Genomic DNA, 24,822 nt, shown 5'->3' with positions numbered 1-24,822 from the left:
TCTCCTTGTATATACAAAAAGTATATATTATTTAGAATTTTTTGTCAAATACCCTCCCCCTCCCGGTGTTTTGATTATAAGCTCGTCGCCTTTTTGGGCTTTAAAGCTGTTTTTGCCGGTTAGGTTATAGATTTTTCCATTTCTTAAAAGCAAATTTTCACCTTTTTTGCCCTCACTACCGCCTTTTAGTCCGTATGGAGCGAATACTCGTCTTTCCGTTAAGAGATTCACCTCAACGTCTTCAAGGAATTTATAAACTCTTTTCAGCCCGTCTCCACCTCTGTATTTTCCGTCTCCACCGCTGTTTTTTCGGATACTGAATTCCTTTATCATCACGGGATATCTTCTCTCAATAACTTCAACGTCGGTGATTTTCGTATTCGTCATATGGGTATGCACTCCGCCGGCTCCATCAAACCCGTCCCCGGCTCCCGCACCACCGCCTATGGTTTCATAATATCCGAAATTTTCATTTCCAAAAATTACATTATTCATACACCCCTGACTCGCCGCCACCACTTCAAAAGCTTTAAATATCACGTCAACTATTCTTTGGCTGGTAGTCACGTTTCCGCCCACTACCGCCGCTTCTTTTGAAGGATTTAAAATCGAATTTTCATCGACTTTTATTTCGATATTTTCCAATATTCCCTCATTTAGCGGGATATCCTCATTTAGCATTACCCTTATAGAATACATCACGGCGCTTCTAAGCACCGAAAAAGGCAGGTTTTGATTGCCAAAAAGCTCCGGTGAGCTGCCTCTAAAATCAAAAACTATTTTTTCATCCCTGTAAGCTCTAAATTTAATAATCGCTCCGTTATCAAGATACTCGGTAGCGCTCACTTCTTTTAAATTTTCAAAAAACTTCTCAACTTTCCCAGCGCTGATTTTTTTGATTTCTTCAAAAAACCAAAGCATTTCTTTGATATCAAGCCTCTTTAGCTCCTCAATCCCCGCCATATTCGCAGCAATCTGGGCTTTTATATCGCTTATGTTTTCTTCTATTTTCCTTGCACCGGCACTTTTTAAAATATCTCTTATTTTTTCTTCTTTAAATTCGCCATCTTCCACAATCTCAAAACTCTCAATCACAGCCCCCTCTTCTTGCAAAGTCTTCGAAAAAGGCGGCATACTTCCGGGCACCACCCCACCGATATCGGCGTGATGACCTCTGCTTGCCACCCAAAAAATAAGTTCTCCGTCTTTAAAATAAGGCGTCACAACCGTGATATCCGGCAGATGAGAGCCTCCTTCGTAAGGAGCGTTTGAGATGTAAGTAGCCTCTTTTATTTCGTGTTTTTTGATAATCGATTTAACAACTGCGCTCATACTTCCAAGATGCACCGGAATATGAGGCGCGTTTGTGATAAGGTTGCCCTCTTTATCAAAAATAGCGCACGAAAAATCCTCTCTTTCTTTGATATTCGCACTCATTGCCGTCTTTTTAAGAATATCCCCCATTTTTGTGGCTATGAATTTGAGTCTGTTTGCGTATAAGCTTAATTTGGCTTCTTTTAAAAGCGCCGTTTCTTTGATGTCTTTTAGTTTAATCGTAATATCTCCGTATTCGTTTATCTCCGCAATACTTCCCTCATCCAGTAAAATAGTGGAAGTGTTTTGAAGTATCAAAGCCGGTCCTTTTATTACGTTACCGGCAAAAATATCCTTATAAACGTCCGCTTTTTGCCATTTTCCGTTTAGAAAAATCTCTTTTTGTTTAAAAGGCTTCATTTTTGCTGACTTAATTCTTGCTCTTTTTATACTTTCGCTTTTTTTGACATACACTTTTTTAATGCTTTCCACGATTATTTCGCTATCGAGCAAAAATCCGAACATTCTTTTGTATTTAGCCTTAAATTCTTCCAAAAAGTCTTTTTTATACTCAACCTCAATCGCGGTATTGGTGTTTTTGTATTTTAAAAACACTTTTCTCTCATCCGCACCCTCAAAAAGCTTCTCAAAATCAACTTCTTCTATCTCTTTTTCCACCACAATCGTTTCGCTTTTTGTAATATCCGCATTTGCTATGCCGTAGGCTGAGAGAATACCGCTTTGAGCGTGTATAAAAATCTCTTTTATTCCGAGTTTCCTCGCCACCCCTACTGCATGCTGAGCCCCGGCTCCTCCGAAGCTACAAAGCACGTGCTCACTCGGGTTAAATCCTTTTTTGACAGTGATTTCTTTTATTGCGTTTGCCATATTTTCGTTTGCCACGTCCAAAAACGCTTCTGCCACTTCTTCTATGCTTTTGCCGACTTTTTTTGCAATTTCTTCAAATTCTCTTTTGCTCGCCTCAATATCCAATGGCTCTTTTCCGCTTTTTCCAAAAATTTTCGGGAAGTTTTCGACATCTATTCTTCCGGTGACGGCATTTGCGTCGGTAATGCTAAGATACCCGTCTCTTCCGTAGCAAAGTGGTCCGGGGTTAGAGCCGCTGCTTTCAGGCCCTACCAAAAACATCCCGTCTTTATAAAAAAGCCTGCTTCCCCCGCCGGCTGCGACGGTGTGAATATCCACCATAGGATAGCTTATGTAATGCCCGGCGATTTTATCGAAATACTTAAGCTCAATCTCTCCGTCAAACCTGCTGACATCCGTACTCGTTCCGCCCATATCAAATCCGATTAGCGCTTTATCTTTGTATATGGTCTTTAACGCCACGACTCCGCCTGCCGGACCGCTTAATATGGAATTGGCACCTCTGAATTCATCCGCACCGCAAAGCCCGCCGTCACTTTTCATAAAATAGATATTTTCACCGAGATTCTTTTTGATTTTAGCGACGTATTCTTTAATCACGGGTGTGAGATACGCATCAATCACCGTCGTGTCGCCTCTATATACGGCGTTTATGATAGGATAGACTTCATGACTTCTTGAAATTGATTTTGCTTTTATTTTCTTTTCATGCTCCGGATATTCGTATGAGTGTAAAAACAAAACCGCTACGTTTTCGTCAAATTCTATTTCTTTTTCAAGCTCTTTTTCCACCCTGCCTCCCGGCATTACGCGTTCATCTATTTCAATTACTTTTTTATAAAGAGGTTTCGGTTTTTTGATATTCAAAGCAAACAAATCCTCTCTTCTTTGGTCTCGAATTTCAAGCAAATCTCCAAAACCTTTTGTCACTACAAACGTAACATCGGCCCCCTTGCCCTCAAGCAAAGCGTTCGTCCCCACAGTCGTCCCAAGCCTTATCCACTCTATTTTGCTTAAATCAAACTCCTCGCCGAGTTCATCAAAAACCTCTTTTATCGCCTGAGTATTCGAATCCTCATAAAAAGGCGATTCGCTCAATATCTTTTTTACAATCACCCTGTTTTTATACACCGCATAAATATCCGTAAAAGTCCCGCCTCTGTCTATTGCGATTTTCAGCATACGCGCCCTTTTAAAATGATTATTTTCATACTTCTCATACGACTTCTTAAACATTATAAAACTAAATAGCTCAACAAAAGAGCAAATTTTAGCCATTGCAAAAAAGCTAAAAAGCACAGACCGCTCACGCTTTTAGTGTGCTTTTTTTAACGCTTTTTTTCCATTAAAATTCGCAATTGTTTCGCTTATTTAGTTTTAACATTTCAAGTTTCAAGAATTTTATAATATTTTTGTGATAAAATAAGCAAAAAACTAACAAAAGGAAGAATATGAGAAGTGATGAAGTAAAAAAAGGCTGGCATAGAGCCCCTCACAGAAGTTTATTAAGAGCCACAGGGCTTAAAGACGAGGACTTTGACAAACCTTTTATCGGAGTTGCCAACAGCTTTATCGAAATTATTCCGGGACATTTTTTCTTAAACAAATACGCTGAAATCGTTAAAGACGAAATTAGAAAAAACGGGTGCGTTCCGTTTGAATTTAACACAATCGGTGTGGATGACGGAATCGCTATGGGGCATGACGGAATGCTTTATAGCTTACCAAGTAGAGAAATTATCGCAAATTCTATCGAAACGGTTATGAACGCCCACAAACTCGACGCTCTTATCTGTATCCCGAACTGCGATAAGATTACTCCTGGTATGGTTATGGGAGCGCTTAGAGTAAACGTACCTACTATCTTTGTAACAGGCGGTCCTATGAGAGCCGGCCATTTACCTGACGGAACTCCTATCGACCTTGCGACGGTATTTGAGGGAGTGGGTAAATTCGAAAAAGGCGAAATCGACGAAGAAAAACTTTATCAGCTTGAATGTCTTGCGTGTCCGGGTGGAGGAAGCTGTTCTGGTATGTTTACGGCAAACTCTATGAATACTTTAATCGAAGCTATGGGTATTGCGCTTAAAGGTAACGGAACGATTTTAGCGCTTACGCCTGAAAGAGAAGAGCTATTAAGAAAAGCGGCAAGAAGAATATGCGAAATCGCTAAAGACGAGAAGCTCACACAAGAATACAAAATCAAAAACATAATCAACGAAAAGGCAATCCACAACGCATTCGTAGTGGATATGGCTATGGGAGGTAGCTCAAATACCGTACTTCATATGATGGCTATCGCAAAAGAAGCGGATGTTGATTTTGACCTTCACAAACTAAACGAAATCGCAAGACACACTTCACACATCGCAAAAATTTCGCCGTCACTTCAAACGGTACATATGGAAGATATCCACAGAGCAGGCGGTATGAGTGCCGTTATGAAAGAAATCAGCAGAAGAAGCGACACTATCCTTTACCTTGACAACCCTGTAATCGAAGGCGGAACAGTAGCAGACAGAATCAAAGACGCCGAAGTTAAAGACCCGAGCGTAATTCATCCTATTGAAAATCCTTATAGTGAAGTGGGAGGACTTGCGATACTTTTCGGTAATTTAGCCGAAGAAGGATGCGTAATCAAAACGGCTGGAATCACAGGAAGCAGAAAATTCAGAGGAAAAGCCGTATGTTTTGATTCTCAGCAAGAAGCGATTGAGGGTATTACAAGCGGAAAAGTAAAAGAAGGAGACGTCGTAGTAATCAGATACGAAGGGCCTAAAGGAGGTCCCGGAATGCAAGAGATGCTTGCTCCTACAAGCTTAATTATGGGTATGGGGCTTGGAGACAAAGTCGCTCTTATCACGGACGGAAGATTTTCTGGTGCTACAAGGGGGCTAAGTATCGGTCACGTATCTCCTGAAGCGGCTGAGGGCGGAATGATAGGACTTCTAAAAGACGGAGATATTATCGAAATAGATGTTGATAATTTCTCTATAAATGTCGATTTACCACAAGAAGAAATCGAAAAAAGAAAAAAAGAATTCAAACCGATTAAAAAAGAAGTACCGGGCAAATGGCTAAAACAATACCGAATGTTAGTAACAAACGCGAGTAACGGAGCTGTTTTAAAGGCTGAATAAGCCTTTTGCCCGCTTTAAAGGGCACTTTATGAATTTAAAACATTATAAGATACGTATTACTATTTTTTCGATATTAATTTTAGTAACTTTTTTTGCCATTTTTTTAAGCTACGAAGTAAATAAAAAAACTATTAATTCCCTAAAAGAAAATCTTGCAAAAAAAATCTACATTCTAAGAAAAAACGAACTTTTAACTCATGAAAAAAATTTACAAAACTTTCTTAAAAATTTTAAAAATGCCGAAATTATCTCCACAAAAGAAAATCCAGGTTATAAAATCATAGATAATACGGTTATTTCAATTTTTAGAATTAAAGATAAAACTATAATTATCAAAGACAGTATTAAACAAGAAATATCTCCTCTATTACAATTAGCGACAATAAATTTAATAGTCATTACCGTTATTTCTCTAATGTTTTTTACTTTAATGTTTTGTTTTATCGAATTTTTACTAAAAAGATTTAAAATAGTAAGAAGTATAATCGCCAATATTAAACAAAGAGAATTTGAAAAACTGCCTCCCCTAACACCGGAAAAAAACATTTGTGACGAATTTAGAAACGAAATAGTAAAATTAGGCCGAGAGATAGAAACGTACATAAAACTTCTATCTCTAAAAGTCGAAGATTACAAGAAAAAAGCCTATATTGACGAACTTACCCAAACCTTCAATAGAAATTTTTTCAAAGAAATAGAAACCAAAATTTTCCTAAAAGCAAAAGTTTCATCTTTTCCTACTTCCGTTATTATGATAGATATCGACGATTTTAAAAAAATAAACGACACATACGGACATAAAAAAGGAGATGAAGTTTTAGAATACGTAGCTAAAATCTTAAAAGAAAACCTCAGAAAAGAAGACATTCTAATTAGATACGGAGGCGAAGAATTTTTGATTTTACTAAGCGAAACGGAACTTCACACCGCTTTAGGAATAACTAAAAAACTCATAAAAGCCGTGGAGTCGAATTCCTTGGATAATATGAAAATCACAATTAGCGCAGGTATTTCAAAAATAGAATATAACGATCAAAATATTTATGATTCCATTAAAAGAGCCGATAGTAACCTTTACAAAGCAAAACAAAACGGAAAAAACAGAGTTGAACTATGATATTTAAGACATAAAGGCTTTAAGTGAAAAAAAGAATATATTTCATACTAGCGACTTTAACTATAATCATAATAATCATTTCTTTTTTTTACAATCAACAAAGCCTTACAAAACTAGTCACTCAAAAAGCAAAAGAAACATATGAAAACCGATTAAAAGAATATAACGTTTTATACGACAGTAAAAAAACATTCTTAGACGCATTTGCTAAATTTTTAACTTCTTCTCCTATAATCATAGAATCTTATCTTGAAAACAACAGAACAAAATTAATCAGTTATATAAAACCTCTCTATAAAAATCTGCATAATTCAAATATAATCGAAGAGATTCATTTTTTCAAAGCTCCTGCAATAAGTTTCGTCAATTTTGCAAATCTAAAACAATACAACATCAACGTCTCAAAAAGCAGAGCCGATATTTTGTGGGTGGATACGTCTTTTCAACCTTCTACCCATTATTATGTCTGTAGATTATATCCTGGTCTTAGAGCAACATATCCGATAATTTATAACGGTAAAATCCTTGGAAGCCTATCTTTTGGGTTAAACATTAAAATTTTTAAAAAGCTGTTTGAAAAGTTGGGAGCTCAAAGCGTAAGCATTTATCTAAATAACGATATTCTAAAAAAAATGCTTTTACCTCAAAAATACAAAGAATACGCCAAACTACCGACTTATGAAAACTACAAGGTTTTAGGAAAAGTATTTAAAAACATCGATTTAAAACCCGGATTTGAAGTAAAAAACAATTATGTTTTCACAAAAATCAAAATTTCAGATTTTTTCGGACATCCTATGGCATATTTGGTAATAAAAGACGACATAAAACAATCGATTGCGACTATAAAAAGAATCCTTATCGAAAAAACGATTATCGAACTTTTAGGATTTTTAGTGGCTTTCGGGATAGTTTTTATACTATTTAGGTGGATTTTTACAAAAATGGAAGATATAAATAAAATTTTAACTCTCATAAAAGAACAAAAATTTTCTCAAATTCCTCAAAAAACCACCCCTAAAGACGAACTTGATATTTATAAAAACAATCTAATAGAAGTGGCTCAAAAAATCAAAACATATCTTAATATCTTAAGCGAAAAAGTTGAAGAGTATAGTGACAAAGCCTACAAAGACGGCCTAACCGAAGCTCTTAACAGACGATTTTTAGAAGAAAAAGCCAACCAACTATTTACCAAATACTCTTTGAAAAAAACAAAAGTCGGTATTGTGATGCTCGATATAGATAATTTTAAACAAATAAACGACAATTTCGGTCACGATATTGGTGATTTGATAATAACGAAACTTGCCGATACGATAAAATCTATCATCAGAAAAGAGGACTTTTTAATCAGATACGGAGGTGAGGAGTTTTTATTAATCCTGCCGAACTCTTCTCTTCAAGATACGTATAAAGTAGCTGAAAAAATCAGAAAAGCTATTGAAAATTTAGAAGTAAAAATAGGAAATAAAAACCTGAAATTCACAATAAGCGTCGGAATTAGCGAGCTTAATTCTTTTGATAAAACTCTTTTTGATGCAATAAAAAGAGCCGATATCAACCTCTACAAAGCAAAACAAAACGGAAAAAACAGAGTCGAAATATAGTGTAACAAAATGTTACGAAAAAACTCCGATATCGCCGTTTTATAAACAATCGAATAAGGGAATATTAAATAATAATTACAATTTGTTACAATGCCTTTAAAAAGCGAGTAAGAGTGAAACAACTAATAAACCAATCATTGAAAACTGCTCTTTTAATCATAAAACTTGTAATTCCTTTTTATCTTTTAGCGGATATTTTAATCTATTTCGGAATTTTGCAAAAAATATCTTTTATTTTCGAACCTATTACTTCCATTATGGGATTAAGTCCCGAGGTTTCTCTTTCAATTGCCGCCGGAGTGCTTTTTAATCTCTACGCCGCAATAGCATTTGCCGCTCCTCTTGGGCTAACGCCTTACGAATGGACAATTTTAGGGCTTTTTTTGGGTATCGCTCACGCACTGCCCGTTGAAAATTCTATCATGAAAAAACTCGGTATGCCTCATTGGTACTCCACACTTCTTCGAATAGGTGTAGGAATAGTTGCCGTTATTGTTTTTAGAGCGCTTCCTATTCATATAGAAGGTAAAACACTCCAAAAAGAGATATCGCTACCTCATTACGACTCTTTTTGGGATATGCTTGGAAATTCTTTATATAACGCCTCCGTTTTGGCTGTAAAAATCATCATTTTAATAACAATAATCATCATCGTTATGCATTTTATCAAAGAAAAACTATTCAAAAACAAAAACCTAAGCGCTCCCTTTTCGATAATTACGGGCATAATTTTGGGAATTACTTACGGAGCGGGGATTTTGATAGCTGAAAAAAATCGTCTTAGTAAAAAAGAGCTGCTTTTTGTGGGTACGTTTCTTATGATAGCCCACTCTCTAATAGAAGACCCTCTTTTATTCGTACTTTTCGGAGCTAACTTTTGGCTTTTGGTTTCTATCAGGGTGATTTTAGCCGTTATCTTTTCTTATTTGGTCGTTAAATTTTATCCGTTCAAACATAAAACTCAAAATTTTTAGAAAACAACTTATCAAAAAGCTCTTTTGCTTTTTTTAGCTCATCAAAAGAAGCTTTTATTTCATTTAAAACATCATCAAAAGTTTTTACACCCTCGTTTTTAATTGCATTTAGGTGATTATCGTTTTTTGGCAAAGGAAGTGATGATTTCAACATCTGCGAAAAATTCGTCATCGTTTTTTCATTAGTATCTTTTTGTTTTAAGAATTTCTCCAACATAGGTTTTATCTTCTTAAATGCTTCTTTTATCTCTTTTTTATCTTGCTCGCTTAATCCGTTCCCTTTATAATGAAATTTATATTCAAAAGCATGTTCCAAACTAATCTCTTTTACCGTAGTATCCGAACTTTTTTTGTAACTACTCGTAGCTTTTAAGCTGTCACTCATTTCCAAATCTATCCTATCTCCGCTACTTGTGGTAAAATGAAACGAAAACGAGGTTGAATTAATCGAAGAAGTGTCGATAAGCATTTTATAGCCTTTTATTTTTAAATCGACAAAAAAAGGAATTTTATGAGAATTTTGTTTTTAATAATCGCACTATTGTTTTTGGGATGTCAAAACGGCACAAATGACTCCGATAGCGCCGAATTAGGCACTCCGATACGAAACGGATATCCGTTTTATCTGCAAAACGGCAAAATAAAATGGTTTGACGGAGCAAAATTTCTTTTTAAAACGACTTCACCGAATGAATACAACGAAACGGCGAAATTTTCCTATGAAGGATTCAAAAAAGCTATCGAATTCGCCTCTTCAAAAAAATATTTCTCCATGTGGTTTGTAAAAGAGTGGTTTGATAACGGAGCTCCGAGCGATTGGTATGAATGGAGCGATATCCAAAAAGCAATGGACGAAGGCAAGATTCCGGTATTTATTTTTTACTATTTTGGAGATTCACTAACCCAAATGCCAACCCAAGACGAAATAGACGACTACTACCAAGCCGCCGATACGTTTGCAAATTACATCTCAAAATTAAAAGGCGAAAAAATTATAATAATCGAGCCCGAATTTAATAAAAATTTTATCGTAAACGACGAAAACAACTCAAAAACAATGGCAGGTATCTTCTCAAACGCGATAGATATCATCAAATCAAAAATAAAAGACGCAAAATTTTCTCTTTGTATGATGGACACGGGCAAAAGAAACGCAAACGAAACGTATCCGGAGTGCGGATATGCAAACTGCGCTCTTGGAGACAAATCCGAATGGATAAAAAGCTACTCGGTTTATAAATATCTTCTTGATAAAATAGATTTCATATCGTTTCAAGAAATGGTATCTCAATTTTCAAGAGACCCGGACAATCCCGGCACCCAAGACGACCCGAATCTTATACACTATACTGATTCTCAAATCGGTATTGATTATTTAGCAAAAAGAGTAGAAAACCTGAGCGCCTTTTTACACGACACCTACAAAAAACCGGTACTTTTGGCTTACGTAGCAATTGCAAGCGGTACATGGGATGACAAAAATTCAAACGGACAAATTGACGACGGAGAATTCAACAAAGACGGCTGGGATAACAAAATCTACAATTTCTACAACCAAATGTATCAAAATCGCTACACTCTTTATAAAAAAGGTCTTATCGCCTATATTCCTATGGCGTTAATAGACGACCCTCAGCACGATATAAACGGCTGGCAGTTCTTTAACAAAAACGAATACCATTTGGGATTGATAGAAACTTCGGCAAAAGACGAAGAGGATACGGCTTTATACGGAGATTTGAAATTCAAAGCCGAAATTAAATAACTACTCCTCTTCTACTTCTATAGCCTGATATCTGTAAATTGTCGGATGATATCTCAAACAATCTCCCGGAAGCCCGGCTTTTACGCAAAGATGTGCGAAAAACAGGTCAAATACCGGCAATTCTTCCCAGACTGCCGGTAAAAACGTTGCTTGATGATTTGCAAGCTGAAGTATCACACCATCAACCCCCGGTCTGATTTTGCTTCTTAAATCGGCGATATCTTCGTATTCCACTTTTTCAGGAATCGTAAGCACGCTAACTTCTATTTTCACTCTATCAAATTCTTCAGGAGTTAAAGGTGGAAATCTCGGATCTTCAAACGCCGCAGCCTTTGCGTTTGCAATAACATCGTCAATCAAAGGACGATACGGCAAAATAGAACCTATACATCCTCTAAGATTGCTTCCTCTGGGTTTATCTTTCATTTTTAAAGTGACAAAAGTCGCTCTCTCTTCCGCCAACCAAGGATACTTTTCAAGCCATTCGTTTTTATCTATAAGTTTTTTCCCCTCAAATTCCTCCGCAATAGAAAGCCTTGCAAGTTTAGGCAATATTTCGTATTTTTCCATTTTCCCCTCCTTAACAGCTTTTATTTATTATATCACAAAACTTTAGTCTTGTAAACTAAACTAACCTTTACTAAGCTGAGCTTTTTCTTCCAAATTATATAGCCACACAAACACCTCGACCACCGCTTCGTACATTTTCGGAGGAATCTCTTCACCCACCTCAACACTCAAAAGCATATCCGCAAGAGCTTCGTTTTGAAAAAGAGGAACGTCGTACTCTTTTGCTTTTTGAATAATTTTTTGAGCCAAAACCCCTTTTCCTTTTGCAACGACTTTAGGGGCATTGTCTTCATAGGCCTTATATTTTAACGCTACTGCTTTAATATTTGTGGATTTTTTCATAAATAGGACCTTTTTTCGTCAGAGTCGATTTGTAAAGATAGACTTCAAGAGGCACTTCGAGCTTGATATTTTCCCATTTTTTCAGCTCATCCCAAAACTTTTCGTCTTTTATGTTTTTGATTCTACAAAGAGTGATATGAGGTTTAAAAGGCTTATCGTTTTTTAACGAAAATTTTTCGTTTATCTGTCTGTTTATATCGTCGTCGATATCGGCTTTAAGATACAAAATCCTATCCCCAAACGTCCCGATGCCGTTTATTTTAAAGCTATCTTTTTTAATATCCAGATTCTTTAGGTACTTTTCAGGTTCGTCTTCTCCTATAAATTTATGAGTTAGATGCAAATTCCACCCCTCAACCCACTTGCCCTCTACGTATTTCGAAAGAGATTGTTTAATAGCCCCGTATATCGGCAAAGTAACGGGTGTCGCTATAAAAAGTCTCATTGCATAATCTTTGAAATGATATAAAATATCGCGCTCAAAACGACACTTATTAAAATTGATGACGTAATAGGAAAATAAAATACGAAATTCTCTTTTTTAATAACGATATCTCCGGGCAAATGAAACAGAGGAAAATCTTTGAAAAAATAAAGAAGTAACCCGATAATTATAAAAATCACACCTATAAATATAAAAATTTTCGCCATTTACCTCCCTTTTTTAAATATTTCAAATTCTTCGACTTTTGTGCTTGCTATTTCCCCTCTTTTCAATTTCACGATTTCACCAATTTCTCATCTTTTTTCAATATCACAAACTCACTATTTCACGATTTCGCCATATTTTCATTAATTATATCAAATTAGCTATAATTCCAATAAAAAAGGATTACTATGCCTATGACTATTACGGAAAAGATTTTTGCCGAACATATAGGGCGTGAAGTAAAGCCGGGCGAAATTATTATGTGTGATGTGGATATGACTATCGGAAACGATATTACCACTCCTATTTCAATCAGAGCTTTTGAAGAGAGCGGCGCAAAAAAACTTGCAAAACCTGATAATTTCGCAATTGTATTAGACCACTTCATCCCGCCAAAAGACATAGCAAGCGCAAACCAAGCAAAAATAAACAGAGACTTCGCATACAAACACGACCTTAAAAACTTTTTTGACGAAAAAGATATGGGAATCGAGCATAGACTTTTACCTGAAAAAGGACTTGTAATCCCCGGAGACGTTATTATCGGAGCGGACAGCCATACATGTACTCACGGAGCTTTAGGAGCGTTTTCTACAGGTATGGGAAGTACTGATATCGCGTTTTGTATGATTACGGGTAAAAGCTGGTTTAAAGTTCCTGAAAGTATCAAAGTAATTTTCAAAGGCGAAAGAGGAGAGCACGTTTACGGAAAAGATTTGATTCTTGAATTAATCAGAAGAATAGGAGTTGACGGAGCGCTTTACAAAGCCCTTGAATTCACGGGAGAAGTAATCGAAAATCTTCCTATGGACGATAGAATGAGCCTTTGTAATATGGCTATAGAAGCCGGAGCTAAAAACGGAATTATCGCATATGACAAAATCACCGAAGAATTCCTAAACGAAGTTAAAAAATACAATCCTTTACGCGCAGAGCCTAAAATTCACTATTCGGACCCTGATGCAAAATACGCCCAAACTATCGAAATAAACGTTAGCGAACTCGAACCTTTAGTAGCATATCCATATTTGCCAAGTAACGGAAAACCTATCAGCCAAGCCGTAAAAGACGATATCGAAATCCACCAAGTATATATCGGAAGCTGTACGAACGGAACTCTTAGCGACCTTAGAATCGCAGCGGAAATTCTAAAAGGAAAAAGAGTACATAAAAAAGTAAGACTAATAGTAACACCGGCAACTCAAAGAATCTACAAACAAGCGGAGCACGAAGGTATTATCGATACTCTTATCGATGCAGGTGCAGTTGTAGCAAATCCTACTTGCGGTGCATGTCTTGGAGGATATATGGGTATTTTGGGTGATGGTGAAAGATGTGTAGCCACTACGAATAGAAACTTCAGAGGTAGAATGGGAAGCAGAAACTCAGAAGTATACCTTAGCAACTCGGCAGTTGCCGCGGCAAGTGCAATCGCCGGAAAAATCGCCGATCCGAGAGATATCTAATCTCTCTTTTTCTTCAATCATTTATTATTAAACTTCTTATAACCAGTGACAGACTCTAAATGCTATAAAAAGGGAAGCCCGTTTTATTTAACGAGCTGAATTTTAACAGGCCCTAAATGAAGCGAATTTACCACAACCCCTCCGCTTTGAATCCAGGCTTTAATACCGCCTTTTAATACATAAACATGCTTAAAGTTATACCATTTCTTAAGAGTTGCCGCAGCCAAAAGCGCCCTATGTCCCGTTCTACATACGATTACATACGTTTTATTAGGCTTTAACGCTCCCGATTTAACTCCTCCGTATAATACGCCTCTTGGCAAATTTATCGTCTCAAGATAATCGATTTGGCCGGCATTCCACTCCATAGGTTCTCTAACATCTACGATTTGGAAATTTTTATTGTTTTTTATCCAATTTTTGAGCTGTTTTATGTTTATAAAACTATCTCCCACGATTTTAAGCGCCGCTTGTTTTTGTGCTTTTACACCATCAAGCGGATTATAAGCAAACAAAAATCCTGCGGTTAAAAGTCCCGTTAATAAAAGCTTTTTCATTTTTTCTCCTTTTTTTGTATTATATTGACAAAAAAGAAAATAACCATTGATTTCAATCAACAAAGGAGTAAAATGAATTATCTAATTCCCGAGTGGGAAAAACAAAGTTTCGTTCAACTCGTATTTCCTCACAAAGAAACAGATTGGTCTTGCTGTTTGGAAGAAGCTATCAAAACATTTACAGAAATAGCTTATGCTATAGCTCAATACCAAAAAGTCCTCATCTGCTACCAAGACGAAAATACAATCTCTCACCTTAAACACAAAAATTTTATTTTCCGTAAAGTCAAAAACAACGACACTTGGGCAAGAGACTTCGGAGCGATAAGCGTAAAAAAAGATACTCAAATAAAACTTTTAGATTTCAAATTCAACGGCTGGGGACTTAAATTCCCCGCAAATTACGACAACCTCATCTCAAGACAACTTTTCAATATCCATAAAAGCTACAATTTCGTACTTGAAGGCGGAAGTATAGACACCAACGGAAAAACACTCCTTACAACATCCCAGTGTCTTTTGGAGCCCAACAGAAACTATCCGTTATCAAAAGATGAAATAGAAGAGTTTTTAAAAAACGAGCTTTTCGTAGATGAAATAATCTGGCTAAATCACGGCTTCTTAGAAGGAGACGATACCGATTCTCATATCGATACCTTAGCAAGATTTGTCGATGAAAACACTATCGTCTATTGCAAGTGCTCCGATTCAAGCGATATACATTATAAAGAACTCGCAAAAATGGAAGAAGAGCTGAAAAAAACTTCTTTCAATATAATACCTCTGCCACTTCCAAGCCCTAAATATTGGAATAATCATCGCCTCCCAGCAACATACGCAAACTTTTTAATCATAAATAACGCCGTTTTACTGCCCGTATATGACGACGTAAAAGACAAATACGTATACGACCTTTTTAATTCACTCTTTCCAGATAGAGAAATCATACCTATAAATGCAAACACCCTCATCAAACAACACGGTTCGATACATTGCATAACAAAGGAGTATTTCAATGAAGATTTTATTAGCGCCGAGTGAAAGAAAAAGCCTTGGAGGCGACAAAAGTTTTAATATTTCTTCTTTTAAGGAACTAAACCCTCTAAGAGAAGAAGCAATAAAAAAATATGACGAATTCATTCAAAAAACGGATGATATAAAAAACTTCGGAGACATCAAAACCCCTATAAAAGAACGACCCGCCAAAGAAGCGATTTTAAGATATACGGGAGTTGCTTTTGAATATTTAGACTACCCTACTCTTCCAAACGAAGCAAAAGAATACCTAAACGAAAACCTTATAATCTTCTCAAACCTTTTTGGGATACTAAAGCCTACGGATTTGATACCTTATTACACACTAAAACAAGGAAGCAAACCCGGCTTTGACATATACAAATTTTACAAAGAAAAAGTTACTGAAATTCTCGATAGCCTAAACGAAGATTTCATAGACCTAAGAGCCAAATTTTACGAAAAAATCTATAAACCCAAAAACGCCGTAACCTTCAAATTCATAAAAAACGGCAAAGTAGTCAGTCATTTCGCAAAAGCATATAGAGGCACACTCACTCGCCACATCGCTCTTCACAGACCAAAAACGATAGAAGAAGTGCTAAAAATAGAATTCCCTGGTATCGAAATTATGGAAATACAAGAAAAAAAAGGAATAAAAGAGATTGTTTGCGAAATAAAATAACTACTTCTCCCATAAAAGAGCGATATCCTCGACACTTACGTCGCTTCTTCTCGGTTTAATGCTAACAGATTCGATTTCATAATTACTTGGGTCATATTTTTCTTCTATTTTTTCAATCTCAGCTTCAAGTTCTTCTTTTAAGTTTTTAATATCCTCTTTTACTTCTTCTATTTGCATCTCAACCGCTTCGACGTCTCTTTTCTCTTTGACGATTCTTCCTCCCTTTTTAAGCGCACTCGCACCCTTTGTAACGGCGGAGCTTTTTCTGCCGAACAATGCACCCAAAATCCCCATTCCGATATCAAGCAGAGTATCGGTCGTTTTTGAGCTGACGTCGCTTTTTTCCTTTTCAAGTTTTATCTCAAGCCTTTGAAGTTTATCTTGAAGCCTTTCGAATTTGGTTTTGTATTTTTTCTCTATTTTTTCAATTTCCGCTTCTTTTTTATCTTTCAAAACCCCATCCACTTTTGCTCTGAAATCCTCTTCGCTCTCACCGAGTTTTGACTCCATTTTGAGTTTTTTACACGCAAACAATTCTATTTTTTTATTATGATAAAGATAATCTTTTAGTTTTCTCTCAAATTCTTTTAAAGACGTAGCGTTTTCCACAATCTCAGGCAGTTTTGCAAATTTTGCCGAGCTTTTATATTTTCTTGATAAATTGGTAGGTCTCTCCTCAACCGCCTCTTCCCAATCAATCGTATTCATACCCTCATAAAGTTCAAGCTTGTAATCAAACTCCTCTTCAAAATCTATACCTCTTTTTTGATTATAAAACCTTACTTTCGCATTTGCATAAATATACGGATAAAAAGGATCGTCGGAATTTATGTTCGTATCGTTGAAGTACTCTTTTATTTTCTTACTCACAATCGGTTTCATTCCACCATCGCTATCACTCGTTTTAGTAACAGCGGGAGTCTCTTGAACTTCAGTTTTTTTATCTTTCATAAGTCTTCTGATATCGTCTTTTGTCATAGGACCTTTTAGGTATGAAAGTACCCACCTCGTATAAAATTCCCTTACGTCATCTTCATGCACGTTTTTAAGATAAAAATGTCTGCCTTTTAGATTCGCTATTTTTTCAGCAACCTCTTTTTTATCTTCTCCATCACTCAAAGAATCCACAACTTTTTCGATATCTTGTTTCGTCTGAAGCTTACCGACAAACCAAGTACCGATGTTTGAAAGCCCCTTATAGTCGATATCCACAGGGTTTTGAGTAGATAGCACCACTCCGATACCAAAGGCTCTTGCTTGTTTCAAAAGAAGCAGCATCGGTTCTTTACTCGGAGGATTTTTACTCGGAGGAAAATACCCGAAAATCTCATCCATATAAAGCATGGCTTTAAGTGAAGAACTTCCCCTTTGTCTTCTCATCCAGCTTATGAAACGGTTAAGTAAAAGCGTTACGAAAAACATTCTTTCGTTATCGCTCAGATGTGCTATAGAAAATATTGCGATTTTAGCTTTGCCGTTTTTGTCGTAAAGCATTTTTCCGATATCAAGAGGCTCGCCGCTTATCCAAGTCGAAAATCCTACGGATGAAAGTACGTTATTGAATTTCATAGCAAGTTCTAAACGCTCTTTTTGAGGATAAAAGGTTTTTAGAGGCATAACTCCTATTTTTTCAAAAGGAGGATTGGTAATATAGCCTATCAGCTCTTCCAAGCTTAAAGATTGTCCCTTAGACCAAAAATAATAAAAAATATTGCTAATAAGCAGATGTTCTTTTGAACTTACCGGGTCCGCATCGATTCCGATAAGCGACAAAATCGAAGAAACGCTCGAATTAATAAGCGAAGCGAATAAATCGACATCGTCCACCACCTCTTCGCCCGGAGCTTCGAAACTACCAAGAATATTGACACTAACCCCTGCGGTACTTCCGGGAGTATATATCGTCTTGTCAACCTCGGCGTATCTTTTTACCCTATCAAGGTCTTGATGAAAACTCTCAATCCCCTCTTTCCACATTTTAGCCGTTTTTTCCGCAAGCTCATCTACACTCATTCCCTTAGCCTGAGCCGTACTTTCATCAATCCAAGGCTTAAAATCCTCCGGCTTCATCTCTGGAAACGCAAGACATAGATTTCCCATATCGCCTTTAGGGTCGATTACCAGCACCGGAATGTTATCAATCGCCGCCTCTTCTATCAAATCAATCCCGAGCCCGGTCTTCCCCGAACCCGTCATACCGATTATAATCGCATGAGTTGTTAAATGTTTTGATTTGTTAAGAGTAAGCGAATCATCCTCGGCATCTTTCCCCAAATAAAAAAGCCCCATTTTTTCATAAATTTCTTTCATTTTACGCCTTTATTATTTCCGATTTCAACTCTTTAATTTTCGTATACGATTCATCTGCGGTTAAGATTTTCAGTTTGCGAGACAAAGCTAAAGAAGCGTTTAACAAAACCATATTATCCAATTCGTATTTTGTTTTAATCCTTGCAAAAGCATTCGCTTCTTTTTTAGTAAAATCGATTATCTCAACATTTTCGTTTATAAACTCTTTTATCAAATACAAATTATGAGAGACGTTTTTACTTGATTCCGCACCTGCCAATAAAAAAGAATAATCAAAAACGGAAATATACAATTCATCATAATTTAAAAGTATTTTACCAATTTTTTCACTACCGCTCAAAAATAAAACGGCAATTTCATAGTCAATCATAACTCCATTCATTTTATATTCCTAAATGCTTTTACATCTTCTTTAGAAAGTTTTCCACAAAATTTCATCAAATCTTTCTTTTTAAATTTTTTAATGTTTGCATACGTTTTTATTGCATTTTCTAAAATATGTACTTTCGTGGTATCATACTCTTTTGCAAGCATTTCAAGCAATAAAAGAGTTTCTTCTTCTATTCTAAAACTTACTAATTTTTTCAAACCTCATCCTTTTGTATATACAAATAATTATATTATATCAAAAAAAACGTAGATACTATCAAATGTTAAAATTCCCCAAATTTTAGGCATTTTGTAAATTTTTTCTTCAAAAAAAATTTTTTTTAAAACCTTTTTTTTTCAAAAGATTCATAATTCCATTCCTAAATTAAAAATTCAATAAAAGGAGTTTACTATGAAGAAATTTGTAGGACTGTCGGTTGTTGCAATATCATTATTTGCAACGACGAATCTAAATCTTGGAATCGGAGGAGGAAGAAGCGGCGTAACTCATTCACCGATGAAAAATTACGACTTTTTAAATATTAGAGTTACAAAAGAGTTGCCACAAAATCGCTTTTTAAGATTCGAACTTGAAAAAAGCACGGCAATTAAAATTCCGGGAATCGATAACGATACATCTTTAACAAGAGTTTTAGCAAACGTAGAAAAAGATTTTCCTATTCAAAACAGCAAATTAACACCGTATATTTTCTTAGGTGCCGGATATCAATGGGTAAAAGGACCATATGACAATGCTGCCATTGCAGATGCAGGTATGGGTGCGAAAATAGGATTTACAAAAAATTTCGATATGTTCGTAGAGGCAAGAGGACTTAGAGATTTCCATAATAACGACAATCATATAGGATTTTTAGGAGGATTCGAATATAGTTTCGGAAGTGAAAAACCTCAAGTAAAACAACCTCTACCTCAACCTATAGTACATAAAATCGTATATAAAGATTCGGATTTGGACGGAGTACCTGATAATCTCGATAAATGTCCTAATACCCCACATGGTGTAAAAGTAAATAAATACGGATGTCCTATTGACAGTGACCACGACGGTGTACCTGATTATCTTGACAAATGCCCTAATACTCCGGCAGGAGTAAAAGTAGATAAATTCGGATGTCCAATTGACAGCGACCACGACGGTGTACCTGATTATCTCGACAGATGTCCTAATACTCCAAAAGGAATCACCGTAAATAAAAACGGATGTCCCGTAAGTTTTAATTTCGATATTACATTTGATTGCTGCAGTGCAAAAATAAAACCTCAATATATGGAAAAAATTAAAGAATTTGCAGAATTCTTAAAAGAAAATCCGGCATATAAAGCCGAAATTCAAGGATATACAGATAATACCGGTTCTAAAACATATAATATAGTATTGTCACAAAAAAGAGCAAAAGCGGTTTACGACGCACTTATCAAACTTGGAATTTCAAAAGACAGACTAAGTTGGGCAGGATACGGACCGGCAAACCCTATAGCACCTAACAATACACCTGAAGGTAGAGAAAAAAACAGAAGAGTGGTGGCAAAACTCTACTTTTAAGGCTTTAAATGAAAGAATTGATGTTTTATACGATTTCTTTAATAACAATTTTAAATCCGATAGCGGGAGCGGCTATTATGCTCTCGCTTGTTAAATTTTCAGATATTCCGGAAGTTGCTAAAAAAAGTTCGTTAACGGTTTTTATAGCAAGTATCGCAACTATGTTTTTGGGAGGAGAGATTTTAAAATTATTCGGTATTAACATTCCCTCTATTAAAGCTATAGGAGGGGTGGTTTTGTTATTAATTGCAATTCATATGATTCAAGGTAAAGAAATCACATCGGCCAATTCTACAAAGGAAGAACATGACGCCGCGCAAGAAAAAGAAGATATTGCTATTATTCCTCTTGCCATTCCTATTTTATTTGGACCGGGAGTTATTACCACAATTATAGTTTTAAGCCATAAAGCCGTAACTTTGCAAGAAAAAGCATTATTGATTTTAGCTATTTTCGTATCATCACTAATAACATACCTAACTTTATTAAACGCCAATAAAATTTCAAAATTTTTAGGCGTTAACGGTATAAAAATCGCATCTCGTATTATGGGACTTATCATAGGAGCTGTCGCATTTTTGTTTTTAGTGGGAGGAATAAAAACTTTATGGGAGGTATTATGAATGCAAAATTGATTTTTTCTTCGATAATAATAGGAATTATTACGGGAATTTTTATCGTTATATACGCCTTGGCCACCAAATACCTCTCTTTTTTACTTTTTTTAGGAGACCCTTTTGAAACTATCGACAAACTTCCCGTTTGGTATATTTATTTAGTACCGTTTTTGTCAATTTTGATAGTCAATTATCTCATCTCAAAAAACGAAAAAGTAAAAGAATACGGTGTGGCCGAAATTGCCAAAGCAATAGACGAAAACAAAATGACATTCAGCATAAAAGACCTCTTTTTAAAAATTTTCGCTTCATCTCTTTCACTTGCAAGCGGATTTGCAGTAGGAAACGAAGGTCCTTCGGCTGCTATAGGAGCAATGATAGCCCAAAAGTTTCATAATATTTTCAACCTTCCAAAAAAACTACTAAAAGTTTCTTTAAGTATAGGAGCAAGCAGCGGAATCGCCGCGATTTTCGTATCTCCCATTACAGGGATAATGTTTGCTATAGAAAATATAGCATACGAATTCGTAAGGGACTTTGCCGGATATTTAATATTAGCAAGTGTAATTGCTTTTAGTATAGCGTGGCATTTTTTAGAACCGCTTATTTTTAATTATTCTACAGGAAAATTTATAGAATACAGATATATTTTCGCAACGATTTTGTTTATTCCGGTAATTACGTTTTTTATCTATTTTTATCTTTCTCTGAAAGAAATAGTATTAAAATTTTTAAAAGAAAAAATCCATCTGCCTTCAAAAAATTTCGTTTTAGCGGCTATTGGAAGTTTTATAATCGGAACAATTCTAATAATATCACCTTATGCTGCGTTTAGCGGACACGAAGTGGTAAAAATTCTAATCAATGATTCAAATCATTTTCCTTTGTATATGATTTTTATCTTGATAATTCTAAGAATAGTAGCTACAAGCGTTTCACTTTATGCTAATGCGGTTGGAGGAGTTTTTATTGCTCTTATGAGCATCGGTGCCCTTGTGGGTTACGGTTTTGGTGAAGTTATGGTATATGTTGATTTTCCAATCGAACCGTTTTATTTTGCAGCTATAGGTGCCGGAGTATTTATGGGAGTAAATATGAGACTTCCTTTAACGGCAGTGGTTTTGGCTTTGGAAGTCACTTACGATTATAATGTAATCATACCTATAGGAATAAGCGTAGTAATCGTAACGTATCTTTCAACCTTAAAATTTGATATAAGAAAACTTTCGACACTCATACATCACAAGGAGAAAACATGAGATTTTTAATTTTAGCTATTTTTTCAATACTCTTATATGCCTCGAACATCGACGATATAATAAAATCGATTCCAAAAAATTCACCGAATTATTCACTTGCAACAATATTAGCTCAAAAAATAAAAACCTTAAATTACCAACCTCCTAAAATAAACCTAAATCCTACAAACCAAAAAGAATATCTTCAATCTTTTTACCAATTAAACGATATGTTGATACTACAAAACTCTTTACCTGAAAAAATTAATGATATAGAAGATAAAATTTCCGTATTACAAAACCAAAAAGACCCCATTTCTCAACTGCAACTTTTATATTATGAAAAACTTTTAAAAATAGACAACCAAACTTTAAATTTTCTAAACAACAATTTTTCAGGTTTTGAAAAAAAATTACACGCAAAATTAAACGACATCCAATTTGATATTCAAAATGCAAAAAAAGAGATAAATAAATGGCAAAAAAAATTACAAGACAACTTAAAACAACTTGAAAAATTAAAAATAGACCTTCAAAAATTCATCTTATTAAACGACCAAAAATCAATTAATAAAACTCAAGATTTAATAGAAAAAACCTTAAACAGCCAAAAAGAGATATATAAAAACCTCTTAAATAATCAGTTAATTTTATGGTTTAACGATTTACAACATAAAAACAAACATGCCTTTAACACGGATGACGATATCCTAAAATACGCAAAAGAAATCGACAATAATTTTTATACGGCTATAAACCAGTTAGTAACCGACTTCGAACAATTAACATTCGGAGCAAAAGTATTAGTTTACGGAGCTAAAAAAGAAGCGGAACTTTTATGGCAAAAAGTCTTGCATTTTATAAATTACCCTCTATTCACCGTAGGAAATAGAACAATTACACCTCTAAACTTTGCAATATTCGTTATCGTTCTTATTATCGGATGGTTTGTAGGTAAATATTATAAACATCTAATCTACAAAATAAGACATAAATATAAAATTTCTCACTCAACTGCCACACTTCTTGCCAATATGGGATATTATACGATTATTACTCTTTCGTTTCTAATTGCATTAAAAGTCGTTGGTCTTGATTTAAGCTCGCTTGCAATTATCGCCGGTGCTCTATCCGTTGGTATCGGTTTTGGTTTGCAAAATGTAGTTAGTAACTTTGTAAGCGGTATTATCTTAATGTTTGAAAGGTCTATAAAAGTTGGAGATTATATAGAAATTGACCAAGACACAAGAGGAGAAGTTATAGATATTTCCATGCGTTCGACAATTATCAGAACAAATGACAATATTAACTTAATAATTCCAAACCAAAGCTTTATTCAAAATAACGTAATTAACTGGACATTAGGCGATGATATCGTAAGATTTAGAGTACCTTTTGGAGTAGCATACGGTAGTGATATAGACAAAGTAGAAAAAGTAATATTCCAAGCCCTTGAAAAATCAAACCTTCCTTATATAAAAAAACACCCGTCACTTGATGTTAAACCTCTTGTAGTATTTATGGAAATGGCTGATAGCAGTCTTAATTTCGAACTTTTCGTATGGGTAAAAGGCGAATATGCAAGAAGACCGAGACGTACAAGAAGTAAATTCTTAAAAATGATATATAACGCACTAAATGAAGCGGGAATTACTATTCCGTTCCCTCAACAAGACCTTCATATTAAAGATACCGTACCTTTTGAGATAACTATCAAAAGATAGTTATCTTTTCATTTTTTCACACAAACAATAACTCCTGAAGACCAACCTAAATTCACAATTTCCAAATCTTCCCTGTTATGCAAATAATCTATCAACTTTTCTACTTTTTTCTCATGTCCTTCAGGCCAATTCGACTGCGGCAACATATCATCGATAATATAAAAAGCCTTTTCATTTAACATCTCAAGCGTATCTTCAAGCATTTCGTATTTCCCTGCCCATGTATCGGCAAAAATAAAATCAAAATTTTTATTTTCTTTCTTTAATCTCTCCAAAAAGGCATTCCCGTCATCACATACAAACTCAACGTTTTTATAATGACCCAAATGTTTTTTGGCAATACTCAGCAATTTTTCATCGTTATCGACGGTAATTAAATGCGAATTTTCATCCATCCCATCAAGTATCCACGCTGTAGATAAGCCCGTACCGGTTCCCAGTTCCAAAAATTCCCCGCTTTTACTTGCCCCAAGCACTCTTAATAATACTCCAACATCCTTTTCACCACACATATCAAACCCGATTTTTTTCGTGTCTGCCACTATATTTTTTAAGGCTCTCGGCTCTTTTACATATTCATTCGACATTTTTTCTCCTTACTAAAAACAAAATTATATCATACCCCTCCTTAGTCAACTAATCTACATAAATATCTTTCATCATAAAATTTAAAGAAAATAACAATATGATTTTATTGTAAAAATTGTAAACATAAAATAAAATATGTTTAAGATAATAGCTTTCAGCGTCAGACACTTATAATATGACATTATTAAATGAGAGTTTTATGTTTAGGTTTGTTGTGTTTTATTTGGTGCCAGACTCGTTGGAGTTGTAAGTTATTTAACACTGTAAAGTGTAGCGGGGAGCTACTTTCCCACATCCGTAAGGATGCAGTATCATCACCGC

The 24,822-nt window shown here is 35.3% G+C and carries 23 protein-coding genes; 12 read left to right on the top strand and 11 right to left on the bottom strand.

Features of this window, described 5'->3' with window-relative positions; translation table 11 throughout:
* Positions 1–27 precede the first annotated feature (27 nt).
* Positions 28–3,384, bottom strand: coding sequence for a hydantoinase B/oxoprolinase family protein (locus EDC58_RS07650; RefSeq protein ID WP_123352931.1), 3,357 nt, complete (start codon positions 3,382–3,384; stop codon positions 28–30).
* Positions 3,385–3,653: 269 nt separating this feature from the next.
* Here EDC58_RS07650 and ilvD point away from each other — a divergent pair, with 269 nt between their 5' ends.
* From ilvD to EDC58_RS07630, 4 genes are all read left to right on the top strand, one after another.
* Positions 3,654–5,342, top strand: coding sequence for a dihydroxy-acid dehydratase (gene ilvD / locus EDC58_RS07645; RefSeq protein WP_123352930.1), 1,689 nt, complete (start codon positions 3,654–3,656; stop codon positions 5,340–5,342).
* Between the two features lie 28 nt (positions 5,343–5,370).
* Positions 5,371–6,459, top strand: coding sequence for a GGDEF domain-containing protein (locus tag EDC58_RS07640; protein ID WP_123352929.1), 1,089 nt, complete (start codon positions 5,371–5,373; stop codon positions 6,457–6,459).
* Positions 6,460–6,482: 23 nt separating this feature from the next.
* Entirely contained in the window at positions 6,483–8,069 is a 1,587-nt protein-coding gene (locus EDC58_RS07635) for a sensor domain-containing diguanylate cyclase (protein ID WP_123352928.1), read from the top strand.
* Positions 8,070–8,182: 113 nt separating this feature from the next.
* Positions 8,183–9,043 carry a nucleoside recognition protein gene (locus EDC58_RS07630; protein ID WP_123352927.1) on the top strand — a complete coding sequence of 287 codons (861 nt, stop codon included), beginning with the start codon at positions 8,183–8,185 and terminating at the stop codon, positions 9,041–9,043.
* On the opposite strand, the gene EDC58_RS07625 is transcribed toward EDC58_RS07630, so the two are convergent.
* Positions 9,018–9,512 (bottom strand): ATP/GTP-binding protein, encoded by a 495-nt coding sequence (locus EDC58_RS07625; protein ID WP_123352926.1) that lies wholly within the window; start codon positions 9,510–9,512, stop codon positions 9,018–9,020. The two genes, EDC58_RS07630 and EDC58_RS07625, sit on opposite strands and share 26 nt — an antisense overlap.
* 42 nt (positions 9,513–9,554) lie before the next feature.
* Here EDC58_RS07625 and EDC58_RS07620 point away from each other — a divergent pair, with 42 nt between their 5' ends.
* Positions 9,555–10,808: a hypothetical protein gene (locus EDC58_RS07620; protein WP_123352925.1), complete on the top strand. Its 1,254-nt coding sequence runs from the start codon at positions 9,555–9,557 to the stop codon at positions 10,806–10,808.
* Here the strand turns inward: EDC58_RS07620 and amrA are convergent, their stop codons facing one another.
* The 4 genes from amrA to EDC58_RS07600 are packed head-to-tail and all read right to left on the bottom strand — an operon-like array spanning position 10,809 to position 12,371.
* Entirely contained in the window at positions 10,809–11,378 is a 570-nt protein-coding gene (amrA, locus tag EDC58_RS07615; RefSeq protein WP_123352924.1) for an AmmeMemoRadiSam system protein A, read from the bottom strand. It abuts the gene before it with no gap.
* Between the two features lie 60 nt (positions 11,379–11,438).
* Positions 11,439–11,720: an EscU/YscU/HrcU family type III secretion system export apparatus switch protein gene (locus EDC58_RS07610; protein WP_123352923.1), complete on the bottom strand. Its 282-nt coding sequence runs from the start codon at positions 11,718–11,720 to the stop codon at positions 11,439–11,441.
* The gene (thpR, locus tag EDC58_RS07605) at positions 11,698–12,165 is read right to left on the bottom strand and encodes an RNA 2',3'-cyclic phosphodiesterase (RefSeq protein WP_123352922.1); all 468 of its coding nucleotides are present in this window, start codon (positions 12,163–12,165) and stop codon (positions 11,698–11,700) included. Before thpR ends, EDC58_RS07610 begins: the two co-directional genes overlap by 23 nt.
* On the bottom strand, positions 12,162–12,371 hold the full coding sequence (locus tag EDC58_RS07600; protein WP_123352921.1) for a DUF2905 domain-containing protein: 210 nt from the start codon (positions 12,369–12,371) through the stop codon (positions 12,162–12,164). Before EDC58_RS07600 ends, thpR begins: the two co-directional genes overlap by 4 nt.
* 186 nt (positions 12,372–12,557) lie before the next feature.
* Here EDC58_RS07600 and leuC point away from each other — a divergent pair, with 186 nt between their 5' ends.
* Positions 12,558–13,835 (top strand): 3-isopropylmalate dehydratase large subunit, encoded by a 1,278-nt coding sequence (gene leuC / locus EDC58_RS07595; RefSeq protein ID WP_123352920.1) that lies wholly within the window; start codon positions 12,558–12,560, stop codon positions 13,833–13,835.
* 83 nt (positions 13,836–13,918) lie between these two features.
* On the opposite strand, the gene EDC58_RS07590 is transcribed toward leuC, so the two are convergent.
* On the bottom strand, positions 13,919–14,392 hold the full coding sequence (locus EDC58_RS07590) for a rhodanese-like domain-containing protein (protein WP_123352919.1): 474 nt from the start codon (positions 14,390–14,392) through the stop codon (positions 13,919–13,921).
* A gap of 72 nt (positions 14,393–14,464) precedes the next feature.
* Here EDC58_RS07590 and EDC58_RS07585 point away from each other — a divergent pair, with 72 nt between their 5' ends.
* On the top strand, positions 14,465–15,433 hold the full coding sequence (locus EDC58_RS07585) for an agmatine deiminase family protein (protein ID WP_123352918.1): 969 nt from the start codon (positions 14,465–14,467) through the stop codon (positions 15,431–15,433).
* Positions 15,408–16,091, top strand: coding sequence for a YaaA family protein (locus tag EDC58_RS07580; protein WP_123352917.1), 684 nt, complete (start codon positions 15,408–15,410; stop codon positions 16,089–16,091). The genes EDC58_RS07585 and EDC58_RS07580 overlap by 26 nt, the downstream gene beginning before the upstream one ends.
* Here EDC58_RS07580 and EDC58_RS07575 read toward each other — a convergent pair whose 3' ends face one another.
* From EDC58_RS07575 to EDC58_RS07565, 3 genes are read right to left on the bottom strand one after another with little or no spacing between them, the layout of a single operon-like run.
* Positions 16,092–18,401 carry a helicase HerA domain-containing protein gene (locus tag EDC58_RS07575; protein WP_123352916.1) on the bottom strand — a complete coding sequence of 770 codons (2,310 nt, stop codon included), beginning with the start codon at positions 18,399–18,401 and terminating at the stop codon, positions 16,092–16,094. It lies immediately after the preceding gene.
* A gap of 1 nt (position 18,402) precedes the next feature.
* Entirely contained in the window at positions 18,403–18,783 is a 381-nt protein-coding gene (locus tag EDC58_RS07570; RefSeq protein WP_123352915.1) for a PIN domain-containing protein, read from the bottom strand.
* The gene (locus EDC58_RS07565) at positions 18,780–18,989 is read right to left on the bottom strand and encodes a hypothetical protein (protein WP_123352914.1); all 210 of its coding nucleotides are present in this window, start codon (positions 18,987–18,989) and stop codon (positions 18,780–18,782) included. Before EDC58_RS07565 ends, EDC58_RS07570 begins: the two co-directional genes overlap by 4 nt.
* A 193-nt stretch (positions 18,990–19,182) precedes the next feature.
* Between EDC58_RS07565 and EDC58_RS07560 the strand changes: the two genes are divergently transcribed.
* Genes EDC58_RS07560 through EDC58_RS07545 form a run of 4 tightly spaced genes read left to right on the top strand, consistent with a single transcriptional unit; the run spans position 19,183 to position 23,913 of the window.
* A complete protein-coding gene (locus EDC58_RS07560; protein ID WP_123352913.1) occupies positions 19,183–20,334 on the top strand; it encodes an OmpA family protein in 1,152 nt (383 codons plus the stop codon).
* 8 nt (positions 20,335–20,342) lie between these two features.
* Positions 20,343–20,957 carry a MarC family protein gene (locus EDC58_RS07555; protein WP_123352912.1) on the top strand — a complete coding sequence of 205 codons (615 nt, stop codon included), beginning with the start codon at positions 20,343–20,345 and terminating at the stop codon, positions 20,955–20,957.
* Entirely contained in the window at positions 20,954–22,210 is a 1,257-nt protein-coding gene (locus EDC58_RS07550) for a chloride channel protein (RefSeq protein ID WP_123352911.1), read from the top strand. The genes EDC58_RS07555 and EDC58_RS07550 overlap by 4 nt, the downstream gene beginning before the upstream one ends.
* Positions 22,207–23,913, top strand: coding sequence for a mechanosensitive ion channel domain-containing protein (locus EDC58_RS07545; protein WP_123352910.1), 1,707 nt, complete (start codon positions 22,207–22,209; stop codon positions 23,911–23,913). Before EDC58_RS07550 ends, EDC58_RS07545 begins: the two co-directional genes overlap by 4 nt.
* An 8-nt stretch (positions 23,914–23,921) precedes the next feature.
* Here EDC58_RS07545 and EDC58_RS07540 read toward each other — a convergent pair whose 3' ends face one another.
* The gene (locus EDC58_RS07540; protein ID WP_123352909.1) at positions 23,922–24,500 is read right to left on the bottom strand and encodes an O-methyltransferase; all 579 of its coding nucleotides are present in this window, start codon (positions 24,498–24,500) and stop codon (positions 23,922–23,924) included.
* Between the last annotated feature and the right edge of the window lie 322 nt (positions 24,501–24,822).

Source organism: Caminibacter pacificus (assembly GCF_003752135.1).
Taxonomy (GTDB): Bacteria; Campylobacterota; Campylobacteria; order Campylobacterales; family Nautiliaceae; genus Caminibacter; species Caminibacter pacificus.
The sequence above is the reverse complement of the archived record's forward strand: the minus strand, read 5'-3'. Positions and strand labels throughout refer to the sequence as shown.